We start from the raw sequence: 16380 nt of genomic DNA, 5'->3' as shown, positions 1-16380 counted from the left end.
CGGGCGTGCCTTCCCGACCCGCGTTCGCATCGCGGGCCTACTCGGTGACTTGACGATCACTCACTCGGGAAGGTACGCCCTTCGCACGCTCCCCGCGGAGCCGATCCACAAGTCATGAGCATTGCTCTGCCATGTCCACCGTGGAGATTCTCTTCTGACGGCCTACGCCACCGCCTCGTCGCAAACAGCACCAACACGCGGCGAGGCTTCGAACCCACGGTCCTTCTACACATCTTGTGCGTGTGCCCCCAGTAACGCGGCGACCGGTGACCGATGAGGACCTGGCAGCGCTCGTGCTCCTGCCATGCTTAGGGTGGCCGTGCACGTGGCCGGCGGCAACCGCCCGGACCGCACTGCACGCCACCCTCAAGTCGATTATTCAGCGGAGCCCACGCACACGACGTGGCTCAAACTGCGGAGGATGTACGCAACCATGGCGGAGCGGGTGCGGTCTTGGGCCGACGACGTGGAAGCGGCAGTCTCGACAGCGATGTCCGAGACCCTGCCGGCCGACCTGGCTTCCGAGGACCCGCTCGTGCGACGTTCGGACCGCGCCGATTTCCAGTCCAACGTTGCCCTCTCCCTCGCCAAGCGCCTCAAGCGCAATCCGCGGGACCTCGCGGCCGAGCTGCGCGACCGGCTGACTGGCGTCGAATGGGTCACCTCCGTCGAGGTGTCCGGGCCCGGTTTCCTGAACATCTTCCTGTCCCAATCCGCACTCCTCGATCGCCTGGCCTCGCGTCTGGACGACCCTCGGCTCGGCGTGCCCGAGACGCAGGCTTCGCAGGTCGCCGTGATCGACTACTCCGCGCCCAACGTCGCCAAAGAGATGCACGTCGGACACCTGCGGTCCACGCTGATCGGCGACGCCCTGGCACGCATCCTTGGATTCCTCGGGGCCACGGTCGTACGGCAAAACCATGTCGGCGATTGGGGCACCCAGTTCGGCATGCTGATCCAGTACCTCTCCGAGCACCCGGAAGCGTCCTGGCGGAACAAGGAGGTTGACCCGTCGACGACGGCCGGCGCCGTCTCCGCGTTGGACGCCCTGTACCGGGAGGCAAGGGCCGAGTTCGACGCCGACCCGGACTTCAAGGCCCGGGCCCAGCGTCGGGTCGTCGCCTTGCAGGCCGGGGATGAGGAGACCGTCGAAGCCTGGCGCGAGATCGTCGCGGAATCCGAGCAGGCGTTCCAGCAGATCTACGAACGGCTCGGTGTCCTGCTGACTCTTGACGACGTGGCAGGCGAGTCCTTCTACAACCCCTGGCTGCAAGAGGTCGTCGACGAACTGCGGGACAAGGACGTCCTGGAGGAGAGCGAGGGTGCCCTTGTCGTCTTCTTCGACGACATCCGAGGCCCCGAAGGACAACGCGTTCCCCTGCTGGTCCAGAAGAGCGACGGCGGCTTCGGATACGCCGCCACCGATCTGGCCACCATCCGCTACAGCATCCAGGAGCACGAAGGAACCCGGCTGCTCTACCTGGTCGACGCCCGCCAGGCACTCCATTTCAGGATGGTCTTCGAAACCGCCCGGCGCGCCGGCTGGCTCACCGACGACATCGAGGCCATCCACGTCCAGAACGGCACCATCAACGGCCCCGACGGCCGCCCCTTCAAGACCAGGGCCGGCGGCACCGTCCGACTGGCAGACCTGCTCGACGACGCACTCCGGCGCGCCCGCGAAGTCGTGGCGGAGAAGGACAGCGCACACGGCCCCGACGAGCTGGACGCCATCGCCCAACTGGTCAGCATCGGCGCCGTGAAGTACGCGGAACTCTCCACATCCCGGGTCAAGGACTACTCCTTCGACGTCGACCGCATGGTGAGCTTCAACGGGCAGACCGGCGTTTACCTCCAGTACACCCACACCCGGATCGCCTCGATCCTGCGCAAAGCCGAAGAGACCGGGGCCGGCCAGGGCCGGCTCCATCCCCACCTCGCCCTTGAGCCCGCCGAGCGCGCCCTCGCCCTGTCGCTGGACGAATTCGCGGCCGTTCTCAACAAGGTGGCGGCGACACTGGAGCCACACCGTCTCGCCGGCTACCTGTACGAGCTGGCCAAGGCATACACCACTTTCTACGAGTCCTGCCCCGTGCTCAAGGCGGACTCCGCGGAGACCCGGGCGAACCGGCTGACCTTGTGCCAACTGACCCGCCGCACACTCGCTCAGGGCCTGGAGCTCCTGGGAATCGCCGCCCCCGAACACATGTAGGTACCCAGCCCGCGCCCGCCCGCTTCGGCACAGTCCGGGCGGGCGCCATCGCCGTCACGAGACCGGTCGGCGTGTCCGGGTGATCGCGCTGCCACGTTTGCTCAACAGTTGGTTCGGTGACTCGGCCTGGCCGACGGGGCCCCGCGTCGGCGAACGGAGGAGAATCCCATGCGCGCGATCCGGAAAGTCCGCCACCTTCAGGCCGACGTGGGTGGCCTGAACGTCTTCTACCGCGAGGCCGGGCGCCCCGGGCGGCCGGCGGTACTGCTGCTGCACGGATTCCCCAGCTCCTCGCACACCTTCCGCGAGGTCATGCCCGCGCTGGCCGACGTCGCGCACGTGATCGCCCCCGATCTCCCCGGCTTCGGCCTGTCCTCATCGCCCACCGTCGACACGTACGACTACACCTTCGCGAACCTCTCGCGGACGGTCGAGGACCTGCTCGACCAGCTCGGGGCCGAGCGCTTCTTCGTCTACCTGCACGACTTCGGCGCACCGGTCGGCTACCACCTGGCCACCCGCTCCCCGCACCGCGTCCGCGGGCTCATCGTTCAGAGCGGCAACGCGCACCAGGAGGGCCTCGGCGAGCAGTGGGAGAGCGCCAAGGCGTACTGGGCCGACCCGACCGACGACAGGCGCGCCGAGCTGCCGGACTGGCTGAACTTCGCCGGCACGCGTGACCAGTACCTCGCCGGGCTGCCCGAGCGCCTGCGCGCGCTGCACCCCCCGGAGTCCTGGCACCTGGACTGGGAGCGCATGAGCCGGCCCGGCAACGTCGACGCGCAGTTCGCGCTGTTCACCGACTACGCCAACCACGTCGCCCGTTTCGAGGAGCTCGCCGAGTACCACCGGGCTCACCAGCCGCCGGCGCTCGTGCTGTGGGGACGGCACGACGCCTACTTCGACGTCCACGAGGTCCTCGCCTACCACCGCGCCCTTGAGCGCATGGACGCGCACATCTACGACGGCGGGCATCTCCTGCTGGAGACGCACGCGGCCGAGTGCGCCGAGCTCATGCGCGCGTTCGTGCTCGACAACGCCTGAGTGCGCCAGAAGTCGGTGCCCGCGGGGACCGGAACGGCCCTACCAGAGCGTGGCGATGAAGATGTTCGCCGTGGTGAGCAGCCCCACCGCCGCGAAGAGCGGCGTGGGCACGCGCTCGTCGTCGCGCCGGACGTAGACCAGCACGAGGACGGCCAGCAGCACGGCCAGCTTCACGGCGATCTTGGTGTTGTTGACCTCCTGGTCGTCCGCCTGGTTGAGGCCGACCAGCGCCACGCCCGTCACCAGCATCGTCAGCGCGCCGTGCAGCATGCCCGGCAGCATCCGCGCCTCGCCGGCGCCCAACGCCCGCAGCTGCGTGAGGAATCCGCCGAGCAGCGCGGCGATGCCGATGATGTGGAGGGCGAGAACGATGTTGAGCAGGACGTCCATGCTGCGGAGTTTACTGGTGCGGCTTATTGAGCCATTTCGGGTACTCCTGAGGTCTTGACGCGGTCCTGCCAGCGACATGACCATTCACTGGGAGCGCTCCCACACCCATGCCCACGTCCGCACTGCTGAAGGATCGAGCCGTGACCCACCGTCCTTCCCTCACCCCCCACGCGTCCCGCCGCGGCAAACGCGGCAGACGCCTCATGGGCGCAGCCCTCGCCGCCGGGCTGGCCACCAGCGCGCTCTCCGTCTCGACCGCGTCCGCCGAGGGCCCGGAGCTGATCAGCAACGGCGACTTCGCCTCCGGGGCGATCGCCCCCTGGTGGTCGACGCCCAACGCTCCCGCCGCGGTCGTTGACGGACGGCTCTGCGCGGAGGTTGAGGGCGGCACCGTCAACCCGTGGGATGCCATCGTCGGGCAGGATGGCCTTCCGCTGACCGCGGGTGAGTCGTACGAGCTCACCTACACCGCCTCGTCCTCGGTGCCGATCACGAGCCGCACCAACGTGCAGTTGGCCGAGGAGCCCTGGACCCAGGAGCTGGCCGCGCTCGACCCGGTCACCGAGACGGCCCAGACGTTCACCCATGTCTTCACCGCGAGCGCCGACTACACCGCCGCGCAGCTCGCGTTCCAGATCGGCGGCAGCGCCGATCCGTTCACCTTCTGTCTGGACGACGTCTCGCTGACCGGCGGCGCCGAGCCGCCCGTCTACGAGCCGGACACCGGCTCCCCGGTGCGCGTCAACCAGGTCGGCTACCTCACCAACGGCCCGAAGACCGGCACGTTCGTCACCGAGGCCACCGCCGCCCTGCCCTGGACGCTGAACGCCGCCGACGGCAGCGAGGCCGCCACGGGCACCACCACCCCGCTGGGCGTGGACCCGACCTCCGCGCAGAACGTCCACAGCTTCGACTTCAGCGACGTGACCGAGGCCGGCGACGGCTACACGGTGACGATCGACGGCCAGACCAGCGAGCCCTTCGCCATCGGCGACGACCTGTACTCCTCGCTGCGGAGCGACGCGCTGGCGTACTTCTACCACAACCGCAGCGGCATCGAGATCGACGCCGACCTGGTCGGCGCCGAGTACGCGCGCCCCGCCGGTCACGTCAACGTGGCGCCCAACCAGGGCGACGACGGCGTGACGTGCTGGGCGGCCGACCCCTGCGACTACACGCTGGACGCCGCGGGCGGCTGGTACGACGCGGGCGACCACGGCAAGTACGTGGTCAACGGCGGTATCTCCGTTGCCCAGTTGCTCTCCAGCTACGAGCGCACCCTGACCACCGAGGGCGCCGACGGCGAGCCGCTGGGCGACGGCGCGCTGGCCGTTCCCGAGCAGGGCAACGGCGTGCCGGACATCCTGGACGAGGCGCGCTGGCAGTTGGAGTTCCTGGTGTCGATGCAGGTGCCGGCGGGCGAGGAGCTGGCCGGCATGGCGCACCACAAGCTGCACGACCGGGAGTGGACCGGCCTGCCGCTGCGCCCCGACCAGGACCCGCAGCCGCGTGAGCTGCACCCGCCGTCCACCGCGGCGACGCTGAACCTGGCGGCCGCCGCCGCCCAGGGCGCCCGGCTCTTCGAGGAGTACGACCCCGCGTTCGCCGAGGAGCTGCGCACCGCCGCGGTCACCGCCTACGCGGCGGCCGAGGCGAACCCTGCCATCTACGCCGACCCGAACGACGGCGTGGGCGGCGGCGCCTACAGCGACAACAACGTGACGGACGAGTTCTACTGGGCCGCGTCCGAGCTGTTCATCACGACCGGCGAGGACGCCTACCGGCAGGACGTGCTGGGCTCCGAGGTGCACGGCGACGCGGAGGCGACGTTCCCGCGCGGCGGGTTCGGCTGGGGCTCCACCGCGGCGCTCGGCGCGCTGAGCCTGGCCACCGTGGACAACGGCCTCACCGCCGACCAGTTGGCCGGGGTGCGCGCCACGCTCGCCGAGGCGGCCGACGGGTTCGCCGCGGACGCGCAGGCGGCGGCGTACGGCGTGCCGCTGGCCGGCGCGGACAACTACGTGTGGGGCTCCAACAGCCAGGTCATGAACAACATGGTCGTCCTGGCCGTCGCCCACGACCTGACCGGGGACAACACGTACCGCGACGCGGTGCTCAGCGGCTTCGACTACCTGCTGGGCCGCAACCCGCTCAACCTCTCCTACGTCACCGGCTACGGCGAGCGCGACGTGGAGAACCAGCACCACCGCTTCTGGGCCAACCAGCTCAACGCCAGCCTGCCGAACCCGCCGGCCGGCTCGGTGGCGGGCGGCCCGAACAGCGCGCTCCAGGACCCGATCGCGGAGGACATGCTCCAGGGCTGCGCCCCGGCGATGTGCTACATCGACCACATCGAGTCCTACGCGACCAACGAGGTCACGATCAACTGGAACGCCCCGCTGGCCTGGCTCGCCTCCTACGCCGACGACCTGGGCGCCGGCGAGGGCGACACGGGCGAGGAGCCCGCGACGTGTGAGGTGTCCTACAACTCGTACCGGTGGAACAGCGGCTTCACCTCGTCGGTGACCATCAAGAACACCGGGACCACGCCGATCAGCCCCTGGGAGCTGACCTGGACGTTCGCCGACAACCAGCGGATCACGAACGCCTGGAACGCGTCGGTCACCCAGACCGGCCGGGACGTGGTGGCCCGCCCGGCCGCCTGGAACGGCACGGTTCAGCCCGGCGGTTCGGTGAACTTCGGCTTCCAGGGCACCGCCTCGGGCGCCGTCGCCGATCCGCAGTCCTTCTCGCTCAACGGGGGCGCCTGCACGACCGGTTAGCCACCCCCCACACCGCCGTCCCGCCACCCGCCCTTCAGGCGGGGCGGCCCCGGGCCTGCCGGCCTCAGCGCCGGCAGGCCCGGCCTTTTTGTCGGGCCGCTCGCACCGCCACCCGCACCGCCACCCGCACCGCCGCTCGCACCGTCCGGGCACCGCCTACCCTTGGCGGCATGCCCGTCGCACGCACCAGGAAGCCCAAGAACGGCAAGAAGCCCAGCGGCCGGGGCGGCGCCCGGCCGCCCGGCCCGCCCCGGCCCGCCGTCGCCCGGCGGGGCGGCGGCCCGCGCCGGCTGGCCGCGGCCCTGCTGGCCGCGGCCCTGGTGTGCGTGCTCACCGTCGCCGCGCTCTCCGCGCTGTCCCCGGACTCCGGCGGCTCGGCGGACTCCGGGGGCTCGGGCGCCTCGGGCGAGGAGGGCGTCGAGCCGCTGCCCGAGGACCACCCGGCGCTGGAGCTGGCCCGCCGCGACGCCGGCGACCCGCTGGCCCTCGGTGAGACCGACGCCCCGGTCGTCATGATCGAGTACGTGGACTTCCAGGACGCGTTCAGCGGCATCCACGCCCGCGACACCCACGACCAACTGGTGTCGGAGTACGTGGACGCGGGCGTGCTGCGCATCGAGTTCCGCAACTACCCCATCTACGGCCCGGAGTCCGACGCGGCGGCGCGCGCCGCCTGGGCCGCGGGCCGACAGGGCCGGTTCTGGGAGTTCTACGAGGCGGCGCTGGCCGAGGAGTTCCACCAGAACAGCGGCCGGTTCGACGAGGACGGCGTGCGCGAGCTGGCGCGGCAGGCGGGGGTCGCCGACCTGGACCGGTTCGCCGCGGACATGGACTCCGAGGAGGCGGGCGAGGCGGTGGGCCGGGACGCCGAGGAGGCGTTCGACCTGGGCGTGACGAGCACCCCCTCGTTCCTGATCAACGGGCAGGCGCTTCAGGGCGCGCGGCCCATGGACGAGTTCCGGGAGCTGATCGACCAGTTGTCCGAGGCCGAGCAGTAGTCACAGATCTCGCAGGATTGATCACACAGCGCCAGGGTTACCGAGCTCGCTCGATCAACTCCCGACAGTATCCATGGGATTGGCACCAATCCCGGTCGGACGGCCAGGAGCCGCCCCGCGCCAGGTCTACCGTCCACGTCCATGGCTCAGCATCGCAAGCAGCGGCACAAGCGGCGCCCATGGCACCGGCGGACCCTCCGAAAACCCATGCCTGCCGCCCTGCGCGCCGCCGCCACCCTCACGCTGGCCGGCGCCGCGTCGGCCGCCGCGTTCGACGGCTCCGCCCTGGCCGACCCCGAGCCCTCGCTCGCCGAGGTCGAGGAGCGCGTGGACGCGCTGCACCGGGAGGCCGAGGAGGCCACCGAGGAGTACAACGACGCCACCGAGGCCGTCCGGCGGGCCGAGGCGGAGATCGACCGGCTCGCCGACCGGGCCGCCCGCCGCACGGCCGAGCTGAACGAGGCCCGCGACCAGCTCGGTTCGCACGCGGGCGCCGAGTACCGCAACGGCGGGCTGCCCGCCTCCCTCCAGCTCGCCCTGTCCACCGAGCCCGACGACTTCCTCAGCCGCGCCGCGGTGCTCGACCGCAGCGGCGACCACTCGGCGCGCACGGTCGCCGGGATCGAGAACGGGCTGCGCGAGCTGGACCAGTTGCACGCCGAGGCGGCCGAGCGGTCCGAGGAGCTGACCGACGCCCGGGAGCGCGCCCGCGAGCAGCGGGAGCTGATGGCCGACCGGCTGGCGGAGGCCGAGCAACTGCTGGCCGAGCGCACCGCCGAGGAGCGGGAGCGGCTGCTGGGCGTGTCGGGCACGGAGACCGTCCCGGCCGACGCGGCCCCGCCGGTCGCCGCCCTGAGCGAACGCGCCGCGGCGGCCGTCGCGTTCGCCTACGCCCAGTTGGGCAAGCCGTACGGCTGGGGCGCGACCGGGCCCGCCGCCTACGACTGCTCCGGCCTCACCCAGGCCGCGTGGCGCGCCGGCGGGGTCGCCCTGCCGCGCACCAGCTACCGCCAGGTCGACGCGGGCACCCGGATCTCCCGTGCCCAACTCGCCCCGGGTGACCTGGTGTTCTACTACTCCGGGATCAGCCACGTGGGCATCTACGTCGGCGACGGCCAGATCATCCACGCCTCCCGCCCGGGCACCCCGGTGCAACTGGCGCCGGTCGACTCGATGCCGTTCGCGGCAGCGGCCCGCCCGGCCTGAACGCGCCTGACCCGCCGCGCGGGGGCCCGCCCGGCCGCCGTTCCGCACCCCTCACCGATCGTCAGCCGAACGGGGAAGTCCCGGACGGGAGTTGACGCGAGTCCGCCACCCCCGGCCCGGCTACCGCCCGCCGGGGCACGGCCGTGGCAGACTGGCCGACCCACCGACCCACCGGTCCCCCACCCGATGACGAAAGGTCGGACTTCCCCATGTCCTTGACGGAACGACTGGGCGGTCCCGCCGCCCGCGGCGCCCTGCCCGGCACCGGCGGCCCCGGCGGCGGCGCCCGGGAGGCCATGGCCCGCTACGCGACGCTCCCACTGCGGCTCTTCCTCGGCCTGACCTTCCTGTACGCCGGCATCGACAAGTTCACCGACGCCGGCCCGTTCAGCGCCGCGATGAGCACCGACGCGATGGAAGGGATGCTCACCGCCACCCGCGACGAGGCGGCGGCGGGCTGGCTGGCCGGCCTCGCCCTGGACCACCCGGCCCTGTTCACAGGCGGGATCGCCGTGGCCGAACTGGCGGTCGGCGCGGGCGTGCTGCTCGGCGTGGTGACACGGCTGGCGGCGGCGGGCGGCGCGCTGCTGTCGCTGTCGTTCTGGCTCACCGTGAGCTGGCCGGCCGAGCCCTACTACCTCGGCCAGGACCTGCCCTACCTACTGGGCTTCGCCACCCTGGCGCTGGCCGGCGGCGGCCCGTTCTCCCTGGGCCGCGTGCTCACGGCCCGCCGGGCCCAGCGGAGCGGCCGATTGTTCGCCTGACGCGGGCTTCTTCCCGCGGGCGCGCCGCACCACGAACGTGGCCACCGCCACCGTCGCCGCGGCCAGCAGCGCGGCGGGCAGCAGCGCCAGCCGCACCGGCAGCGGCACCTCGCCGCCGCCGGTGGCCCGCACCAGGTGTGCCACCGCGATGCCGATCAGGGCCAGGCCGAGCACCAGCCGGGCCGGTTCGAACCGGTGCCGCCGCAGCGGCGCGTTCTTCGCGCTCATCCCCGCTCCACCACCACATGGCCGATGCCCATCTCCAGCCGCAGCTCGATGGTCCCGGCCGGCTCCGCGTCCGGCTGGGCCGGATACTGCGTCGTGTCGTCCCGGCCGAGCCCGCCCCAGGAGTCCTCCAGGCCGCGGGCGCCGGCGGCCTCGTCCGTCTCGTAGGAGAACGCGCCCATGCCGATCTCCGTGGTGACCTCGACGTCCGCGCCGAGCGGCACCTCGACCCGGATCTGGCCGGCCCCGGCCTCCACGGAGGTGGACAGCCGCTGCCCCTCGGCCAGTTGCAGCGCGGTCAGGTCCAGCACGGCGTCGCCGGTGCCCAGCTCGTACGCGTCGCGCACGGCCGACACCTCGTCCGGCCGCCACTCGGTGGAGGTCCAGCTCGTCGTGATGTTGTCCGGCAGGGTGGACGCGCCCGCCAGCAGCCCGCCGGTGAGGATCACCGCGACGACCGTGCCGCCGCCCAGCTTGCCGGCGAACGCGCTGAACACCAGGCCCACGCCGAACACCCCGAGCGCCGCGGCCAGTCCGACGACCAGGCTGTCGCCCAGCGGCTCGCGCTCCCAGGACACGGCCGTGCCGATCACGCAGGCGCACATCGCCAGCAGGAGCAGCAGCGCGCCCAGCCGGAACTCGCGCGGCTCCGGCGGCTGCGCCGGGGGCCGCGGCACGGGCCGGGCCTCGCGCGGCGTCCAGACGCCGGGGGGAACGGCCGGGCCGGGCGCGTAGTCGCCCGGCCGGGCGTCCGCCGGGCCCCACAGATAACCGCCCGCCGCGCGCTCCGCCGCCGAGCCCGGCGCCACGCGCCACCAGGCCGGGCCGACCGGCGCGGGCGGCGGCTGCGCCTCCGGCGGCGCCTCGGCGACGACCTGCGCGGTCGCCGCGTCCACCGGCGCGCCCCCGGCGCCCGCGACCTGGGTCTCGGTCCGCCGCCGCGACCAGTAGGCCGCGCCGGCCAGCGCCCCGAAGACCATGATCGAGAACCAGGTGGCCTCGCCCCGGTCGCCCAGCGACGCCAGCAGCAGCCCGAAGCCCGCGACGATGAACAGCAGCGCCGTCAGGCCCGGCCCCTCCACGCGCCCGGACAGCATCCGGCGGCCCTCGTTCTCCTCCTCGCGCTCGAACGGGATCAGCAGCCAGGCGATGCCGTAGGCGACGAAGCCCAGGCCGCCGATCACCGAGAGCACCGCCAGCGGCACCCGGAAGATCACCGGGTCGAGGTTGTAGTACCGACCGACGCCGCCGCACACGCCGCCGATCACCTTGTGGCGGCGGCTGCGCGTCAGCCGGAGCCCCCCCGGCGCGTCGGCCGCCGGCTCCGTCGTCAGGTCGTCGGTCATGCCCACCATGGTGACGCAGCGGCGCGCCGGCCGTATCCGGGGGCGCCCCGGATCGTTCCCTGACGCGATCCTGGGGGCACCCCTGATGTCCGGACGCCACCATCCGTGTGACGATCGGGGACATGACGACCGCCACCCCCACCGGCGCCGCCCTGGACGAGGCACCGGTGCGCAAGCTCTACCGCAGCGCCGAGGGACGCTGGCTCGGCGGCGTAGCACAGGGCCTGGCCGGGCATCTGGCGCTGCCGGTCTCCTGGGTGCGGATCCTGTTCTTCGCGCTGATGCTGGCCAACGGTCTGGGCGTGCTGCTGTACGGGCTGTTCTGGTTCGTCGTGCCGCTGGGCGCGCCGGGGCCCACCGCGCAGCCGGCGCCGGTCCCCCGGCGGCTGCTGCGCCGGCCGGACAAGGGCCAGTTGGTCGCGTTCGTCGTGCTGGCCGCCACGCTGGGCGTGCTGGCGGCGAACGTCCAGTTCCCCATCCAGGACGGCTATCTGTGGCCGCTGCTGATCATCGGCGTCGGCGCGGCCACCGTCTGGCGGCAGGCGGACAACTCCCGCCGCGCGCACTGGGCCGCGGCCACCCGCCGCAGCCGCTGGCTGCCGCTGCTGCGCAGCGCGGCGGGCGCCGTGCTGGTGTGCCTGGGCGTGGGCAGCTTCGTGGTCGGGCGCAGCGCGTCGGAGTCCACGGAGGATCTGAGCCTGGTCTTCCAGGCGTCGGTGGCGCTGCTCGTCGGCGTCGCGCTGCTGGTCGGGCCGTATCTTGTCCGCATGGTGCAGGACCTCTCCGAGGAGCGGACGATGCGCATCCGCGCCCAGGAACGGGCCGAGGTGGCCGCGCACATCCACGACTCGGTGCTGCACACGCTGACGCTGATCCAGCGCAACGCGGAGAGGCCGCGCGAGGTGGCCAGGCTGGCCCGGGCCCAGGAGCGGGACCTGCGGGCCTGGCTGTACAAGTCCGCCGAGTCGCCCAAGGCGGCCGAGGAGGACGACGAGCCGCGGACGTTCGCCGCCGCCGTGCGCGCCACGGTCGCGGAGGTGGAGGACCACCACGGGGTGCCCATCGAGGTCGTCTGCGTCGGGGACTGCCCGGTGGACGACGCGCTGGTCGCCCAGTTGCAGGCCGCGCGCGAGGCGATGGTCAACGCCGCCAAGTACGGTGGCGAGGGCGGCCCCGTGCGGGTCTTCGCGGAGGTCGAGGGGCGTACTGTCTTTGTGTCGGTGCGCGACCGCGGCCCGGGCTTCGACCCGGACTCGGTGCCGGGGGACCGGATGGGCGTGCGCGAGTCCATCATCGGCCGGATGCAGCGCAACGGCGGCACCGCGCGGGTGAAGTCCACGCCGGGCGAGGGCACAGAGGTGGAGCTGACGATGGAGCGATCGGAATGAACGGGACACCCCACGGGACACCCGGAACGCGGCGGGCGCGCGTGGTCCTCGTCGACGACCACCGCATGTTCCGCGCCGGCGTGCAGGCGGAGATCGGCCGCACCGAGGAGACGGGCGTCGAGGTGGTCGGCGAGGCCGGCGACGTGGACCAGGCGGTGAGCGTGATCAAGGCGGCCCGCCCCGACGTGGTGCTCCTCGACGTGCACCTGCCGGGCGGCGGCGGCGTGGAGGTGCTGCGCCGCAGCGCGGACCTGATGTCGGCCGCCGAGGACCCGGTGCGTTTCCTGGCGCTGTCCGTCTCGGACGCCGCCGAGGACGTCATCGGCGTGATCCGCGGCGGCGCGCGCGGCTATGTCACCAAGACGATCACGGGTGCCGACCTGGTGGACGCGATCTTCCGGGTGGCGGACGGCGACGCGGTGTTCTCGCCGCGGCTGGCGGGCTTCGTGCTGGACGCGTTCGCCTCCTCGGAGGCGGCCCCGGTGGACGAGGACCTGGACCGCCTGACCCAGCGCGAACGCGAGGTCCTGCGCCTGATCGCGCGCGGCTACGCGTACAAGGAGGTGGGCAAGGAGCTGTTCATCTCGGTGAAGACGGTCGAGAGCCACGTCTCCGCGGTGCTGCGCAAGCTCCAGCTCTCCAACCGCCACGAGCTCACCCGCTGGGCGACGGCCCGCCGGCTGGTGTGACGCGGCGCCCCCGGCGGGCCGCCTTCGGCGCGGTCGCCACCGAACTGTCGCTGCTGAGCGACCGCCGGCTCGCGGACGCCGTGGCGTCGGCGACCGCCCTCGGGTCCGGAATCGGCGGCCGGGCGGCGGAGCTGGAGATCGCGGGCACACCGGTCTTCGCCAAACGGGTGCCGCTGACCGACCTCGAACTGCGCCCGGAGCACGCCCGGTCGACGGCGAACCTCTTCGGGCTGCCGCTGTTCTACCAGTACGGCATCGGCTCGTCCGGATTCGGCGCCTGGCGCGAGCTGGCCGCGCACACCATGGCCACCCACTGGGTGCTCACCGGCGCCTGCGCGGACTTCCCGCTGCTGTACCACTGGCGGATCCTGCCCGACTCGCCGCCGGCAGGGTTCACCGACGTGTTCGGGGGCATCGACGGGGCGGTGGCCCACTGGGAGGGCTCGCCCGCCGTGCGGACGCGGCTGGAGGCCATCGCCCGGGCGTCGTTCAGCCTGGTGCTCTTCCTGGAACACGTGCCGTGGACGCTCGCCGACTGGCTGGCCGACCACCCCGGCGCCGCGTCCTCCTGGGTGGGTGAGTCCCTGCTGCGCGGCACCGCGTTCATGAACTCCCGGGGTCTTGTCCACTTCGACGCGCACTTCCGCAACGTCCTCACGGACGGCCGCCGGCTCTACTTCAGCGACTTCGGCCTCGCGCTCAGCTCCGCGTTCGACCTGTCCCCCGCCGAGGCCGCGTTCCACGCGCGGCACCGCGTCTACGACCCCTGCTACGTGGTCAACCACCTGCGGCGCCACCACCTGCCGCACACCCCCGGCCCGGACCACCCGACCACGATCCTCGGCACCTTCCACCGCCGGCTGCTCGACGAGAGCAAGCGGACGCCGTTCCCGGCCGAGGAGATCGAGAAAGCCCTGGAACGGCACCCGTTGAGCGTCTGACGTCCCGAGGATGACGGACACCGCACCACGGGGCGACCTGCGCCCGCCGAGCATCAACGCCGACGAGAAGACGACGCTGCTGGCGTTCCTCGACTACCTCCGCGAAGCGGTCGCCGCCAAGGCGGCCGGCCTGCCGGAGCAGACGGCCCGCACCCCCGGGGTGCCGTCCGGCACGAGCCTGCTCCGCCTGGTCAAACACCTGACGGCGGTCGAGTTCAACTGGTTCACCTGGTCCTACACCGGCGCCGAAGTCCCCCTGGCGGATGACGAGTCGGACGTGCCCCCCGACGAGACGGCGGCCACGCTCCTCACGGCCTACCGCGAAGCGATCGCCCGCTCCAACGAGATCGCCCGGGCATGCGACGACCTGAACCGCCCCGGAGCGCGCTCGTTGCGGGAGACACCACCGCCGACGATGCGCTGGATCCTGACCCACATGATCGAAGAAACGGCCCGCCACGCCGGCCACGCGGACATCCTCCGCGAACAGATCGACGGCACGACGGGCCGGTAGGGCCCCAACCTCGCCCCGCACTGCCGCTCCCGACGGCCCGCGGCGACTGGATCCCTCTCCTGGGCGACTGTCCGGCGACCGGCTAGGGTTTCCGACGGAAGGTCAGTAACCGTGCCAGTACCGGGGGTCATTGCCATGCCAGCTCGTCAGATCAGCACGGCCACGGCGGTCGCCGCTCTCCTTCTCCTCACCGCCTGCGGTGGCTCCGACGACGGCGACGATCCCATCGCGGGTGTGGAGGAGAGCGCCGAGGAGTCCCCGTCCGAGGACGCGGAGGAACCCACCGGGGAGGAAACCCGGCCGGCCGACGACGGCCGTCCGGAGATCAACCTGCCGGAGGACGTGGAGCTGGTCTTCGACTGGGAGACCCCCGCGGACCCGGACGAGGCGACGGCACTGAGCGACGCGGCCAACTACATCCGCAGCATCGCCCTGGGCGTCGTCGAGCAGGACCCCGATCACCCGATTTACCAGGGCTACTCGACCGGCGCGGCGCGCGACTACGCGCGGACCCAGATCGGTCTGTGGGTCGACGGTGGCTGGACGATGCACGGCACCGACCGTTTCTACGCGCCCGAGATCCGGCGGCCCGAGAGCGGTGACACCATCGGCGTCGAGTTCTGTCACGACGAGTCGCAGATGCTGGGCAAGGACGCGGAGACCGGCGAGGCGCTGCCGCCCACGGAGTACGAGGGAGACGAGCACCTCTACCACTACACGATCGTCATGGCACCGGCTCCGGGCGTCGAGGGGTTCTGGCAGGCGCAAGGTGTTGAGGTCGAGGAGGAGGCGGCGCAGTGCCGCGAGTGAGGCGTCTGCCCCTCTCGGTGGGCGCCGTCGCCGGTCTGGCGCTGGTCCTTCTCCTGCCGGGGCAGGCCGCCGCCGGCCCCGTTGACCGCGGCGAGGGCGACCAGGAAGGACCGGCCGGCGGACGCGACGGGCAGACCATCCACGCGGAAGCCGTCGTATTCGACGAGAGCGCCAACGGCCGGGGCGATTCCGCCGGGCCGCTCACCAGTACTTCGACCTCCTGGTCGCCACCACCCTGCTGGTACGCCCCCACCTGGACTCCGGAGCAATTACGCGCCCACGCCGAGGAGTTCTGGGACCCGGCGAGCCAGCCCGCCGGGCACGGCCAGTCGGCGCTCGGCTGGATGTGGGACCACTACGACGAGGGCAATCCGTACACCGGCTTCAACGAGGAGGAAGCGGGAAACGGCATGTGGTGGGGCCCCGTCGAGAACGAGAACCACCCGGACATCATGGAACGCCTGTCGTGCAGCGAGATCCCCTTCTGGGTCGAGACCGGTGACGTCCCCGATGTCGAGAACGCCCTCAGTCCGGAAGTCCTGGCGGAGCTCGCCTACGAACGCCTCCGCGTCCCCGGCACCTCCGTCGAGCTGAGTCCGGCCGATCTCGACGGTCAGGTGGTGAACCTCGCCACCTGGGCCTGGTCGGACGGCGGTGACTTCGCCCCCGTCTCCGTGACCGCCAGACTCGAGAGCTGGGGCATCTGGGCCACCACCACCGCGCGCCCCGTTTCGCTCAGGCTCGATCCCGGGACCGGGGACGCCGTGTCGCATCCCGCGTCCGGGGAGTGCGCGATCGGTGCGGACGGGGCCGTTGGCAGTCCGTTCGATCCCTCCCGTGCCGAGGACGACCCGCCGTGCGGGGTGACGTACCTGCGCGCCACCCCCGCCGGCGAGACCTATCCGCTCACCGCGAGCATCACGTGGGAGATCGGCTGGGAGGGCTCCGACGGCTCGGGCGACGTGCTCCCGGACGCCGTCTTCGAGACGACCTATGACGTCGAGGTCCAGGAGATCCAGGCCATCGTCCGCTGAGCGCCGGGCGCCGCGGTGGTGGCCGTCACCCCCATT

The 16380-nt window shown here is 72.4% G+C and carries 15 protein-coding genes; 12 read left to right on the top strand and 3 right to left on the bottom strand.

Annotated features, from left to right (window positions below):
• Window positions 1-433 precede the first annotated feature (433 nt).
• Together argS and RM590_RS26840 are read left to right on the top strand one after the other, a co-directional pair.
• Window positions 434-2212, top strand: coding sequence for an arginine--tRNA ligase (gene argS, locus RM590_RS26845; protein ID WP_311707301.1), 1779 nt, complete (start codon window positions 434-436; stop codon window positions 2210-2212).
• Window positions 2213-2380: 168 nt separating this feature from the next.
• Entirely contained in the window at window positions 2381-3256 is an 876-nt protein-coding gene (locus tag RM590_RS26840) for an alpha/beta fold hydrolase (RefSeq protein ID WP_311707294.1), read from the top strand.
• Between the two features lie 39 nt (window positions 3257-3295).
• On the opposite strand, the gene RM590_RS26835 is transcribed toward RM590_RS26840, so the two are convergent.
• Window positions 3296-3646, bottom strand: a complete 351-nt coding sequence (locus RM590_RS26835; RefSeq protein WP_311707293.1) for a hypothetical protein — start codon at window positions 3644-3646, stop codon at window positions 3296-3298.
• 203 nt (window positions 3647-3849) lie between these two features.
• Here RM590_RS26835 and RM590_RS26830 point away from each other — a divergent pair, with 203 nt between their 5' ends.
• The 4 genes from RM590_RS26830 (at window position 3850) to RM590_RS26815 (ending at window position 9397) form a co-directional block, all read left to right on the top strand.
• Window positions 3850-6429: a glycoside hydrolase family 9 protein gene (locus RM590_RS26830; RefSeq protein ID WP_311707300.1), complete on the top strand. Its 2580-nt coding sequence runs from the start codon at window positions 3850-3852 to the stop codon at window positions 6427-6429.
• A 170-nt stretch (window positions 6430-6599) separates the two neighbouring features.
• Complete coding sequence (locus RM590_RS26825) at window positions 6600-7427, top strand: DsbA family protein (protein ID WP_311707292.1); 828 nt, start codon at window positions 6600-6602, stop codon at window positions 7425-7427.
• Window positions 7428-7634: 207 nt separating this feature from the next.
• Complete coding sequence (locus tag RM590_RS26820) at window positions 7635-8633, top strand: C40 family peptidase (RefSeq protein WP_311707291.1); 999 nt, start codon at window positions 7635-7637, stop codon at window positions 8631-8633.
• 209 nt (window positions 8634-8842) lie between these two features.
• Window positions 8843-9397 (top strand): DoxX family protein, encoded by a 555-nt coding sequence (locus RM590_RS26815; protein WP_311707290.1) that lies wholly within the window; start codon window positions 8843-8845, stop codon window positions 9395-9397.
• Here RM590_RS26815 and RM590_RS26810 read toward each other — a convergent pair.
• Entirely contained in the window at window positions 9293-9625 is a 333-nt protein-coding gene (locus tag RM590_RS26810; RefSeq protein ID WP_311707289.1) for a hypothetical protein, read from the bottom strand. The two genes, RM590_RS26815 and RM590_RS26810, sit on opposite strands and share 105 nt — an antisense overlap.
• Entirely contained in the window at window positions 9622-10968 is a 1347-nt protein-coding gene (locus RM590_RS26805) for a PspC domain-containing protein (protein WP_311707288.1), read from the bottom strand. Before RM590_RS26805 ends, RM590_RS26810 begins: the two co-directional genes overlap by 4 nt.
• Window positions 10969-11090: 122 nt before the next feature.
• Here RM590_RS26805 and RM590_RS26800 point away from each other — a divergent pair, with 122 nt between their 5' ends.
• From RM590_RS26800 to RM590_RS26775, 6 genes are all read left to right on the top strand, one after another.
• Entirely contained in the window at window positions 11091-12356 is a 1266-nt protein-coding gene (locus tag RM590_RS26800; RefSeq protein ID WP_311707287.1) for an ATP-binding protein, read from the top strand.
• A complete protein-coding gene (locus RM590_RS26795) occupies window positions 12353-13045 on the top strand; it encodes a response regulator transcription factor (protein WP_311707286.1) in 693 nt (230 codons plus the stop codon). The genes RM590_RS26800 and RM590_RS26795 overlap by 4 nt, the downstream gene beginning before the upstream one ends.
• A complete protein-coding gene (locus tag RM590_RS26790) occupies window positions 13042-13986 on the top strand; it encodes a BUD32 family EKC/KEOPS complex subunit (protein ID WP_311707285.1) in 945 nt (314 codons plus the stop codon). The genes RM590_RS26795 and RM590_RS26790 overlap by 4 nt, the downstream gene beginning before the upstream one ends.
• Before the next feature lie 10 nt (window positions 13987-13996).
• Window positions 13997-14500 (top strand): DinB family protein, encoded by a 504-nt coding sequence (locus RM590_RS26785; RefSeq protein ID WP_311707284.1) that lies wholly within the window; start codon window positions 13997-13999, stop codon window positions 14498-14500.
• A gap of 135 nt (window positions 14501-14635) precedes the next feature.
• Entirely contained in the window at window positions 14636-15310 is a 675-nt protein-coding gene (locus RM590_RS26780; protein ID WP_311707283.1) for a hypothetical protein, read from the top strand.
• Window positions 15307-16344: a hypothetical protein gene (locus tag RM590_RS26775; RefSeq protein ID WP_311707282.1), complete on the top strand. Its 1038-nt coding sequence runs from the start codon at window positions 15307-15309 to the stop codon at window positions 16342-16344. The genes RM590_RS26780 and RM590_RS26775 overlap by 4 nt, the downstream gene beginning before the upstream one ends.
• Window positions 16345-16380: the final 36 nt, after the last annotated feature.

The organism is Streptomyces litchfieldiae (genome assembly GCF_031845365.1).
GTDB lineage: Bacteria > Actinomycetota > Actinomycetes > Streptomycetales > Streptomycetaceae > Streptomyces > Streptomyces litchfieldiae.
This window is presented reverse-complemented; position numbering and strand designations above follow the sequence as displayed.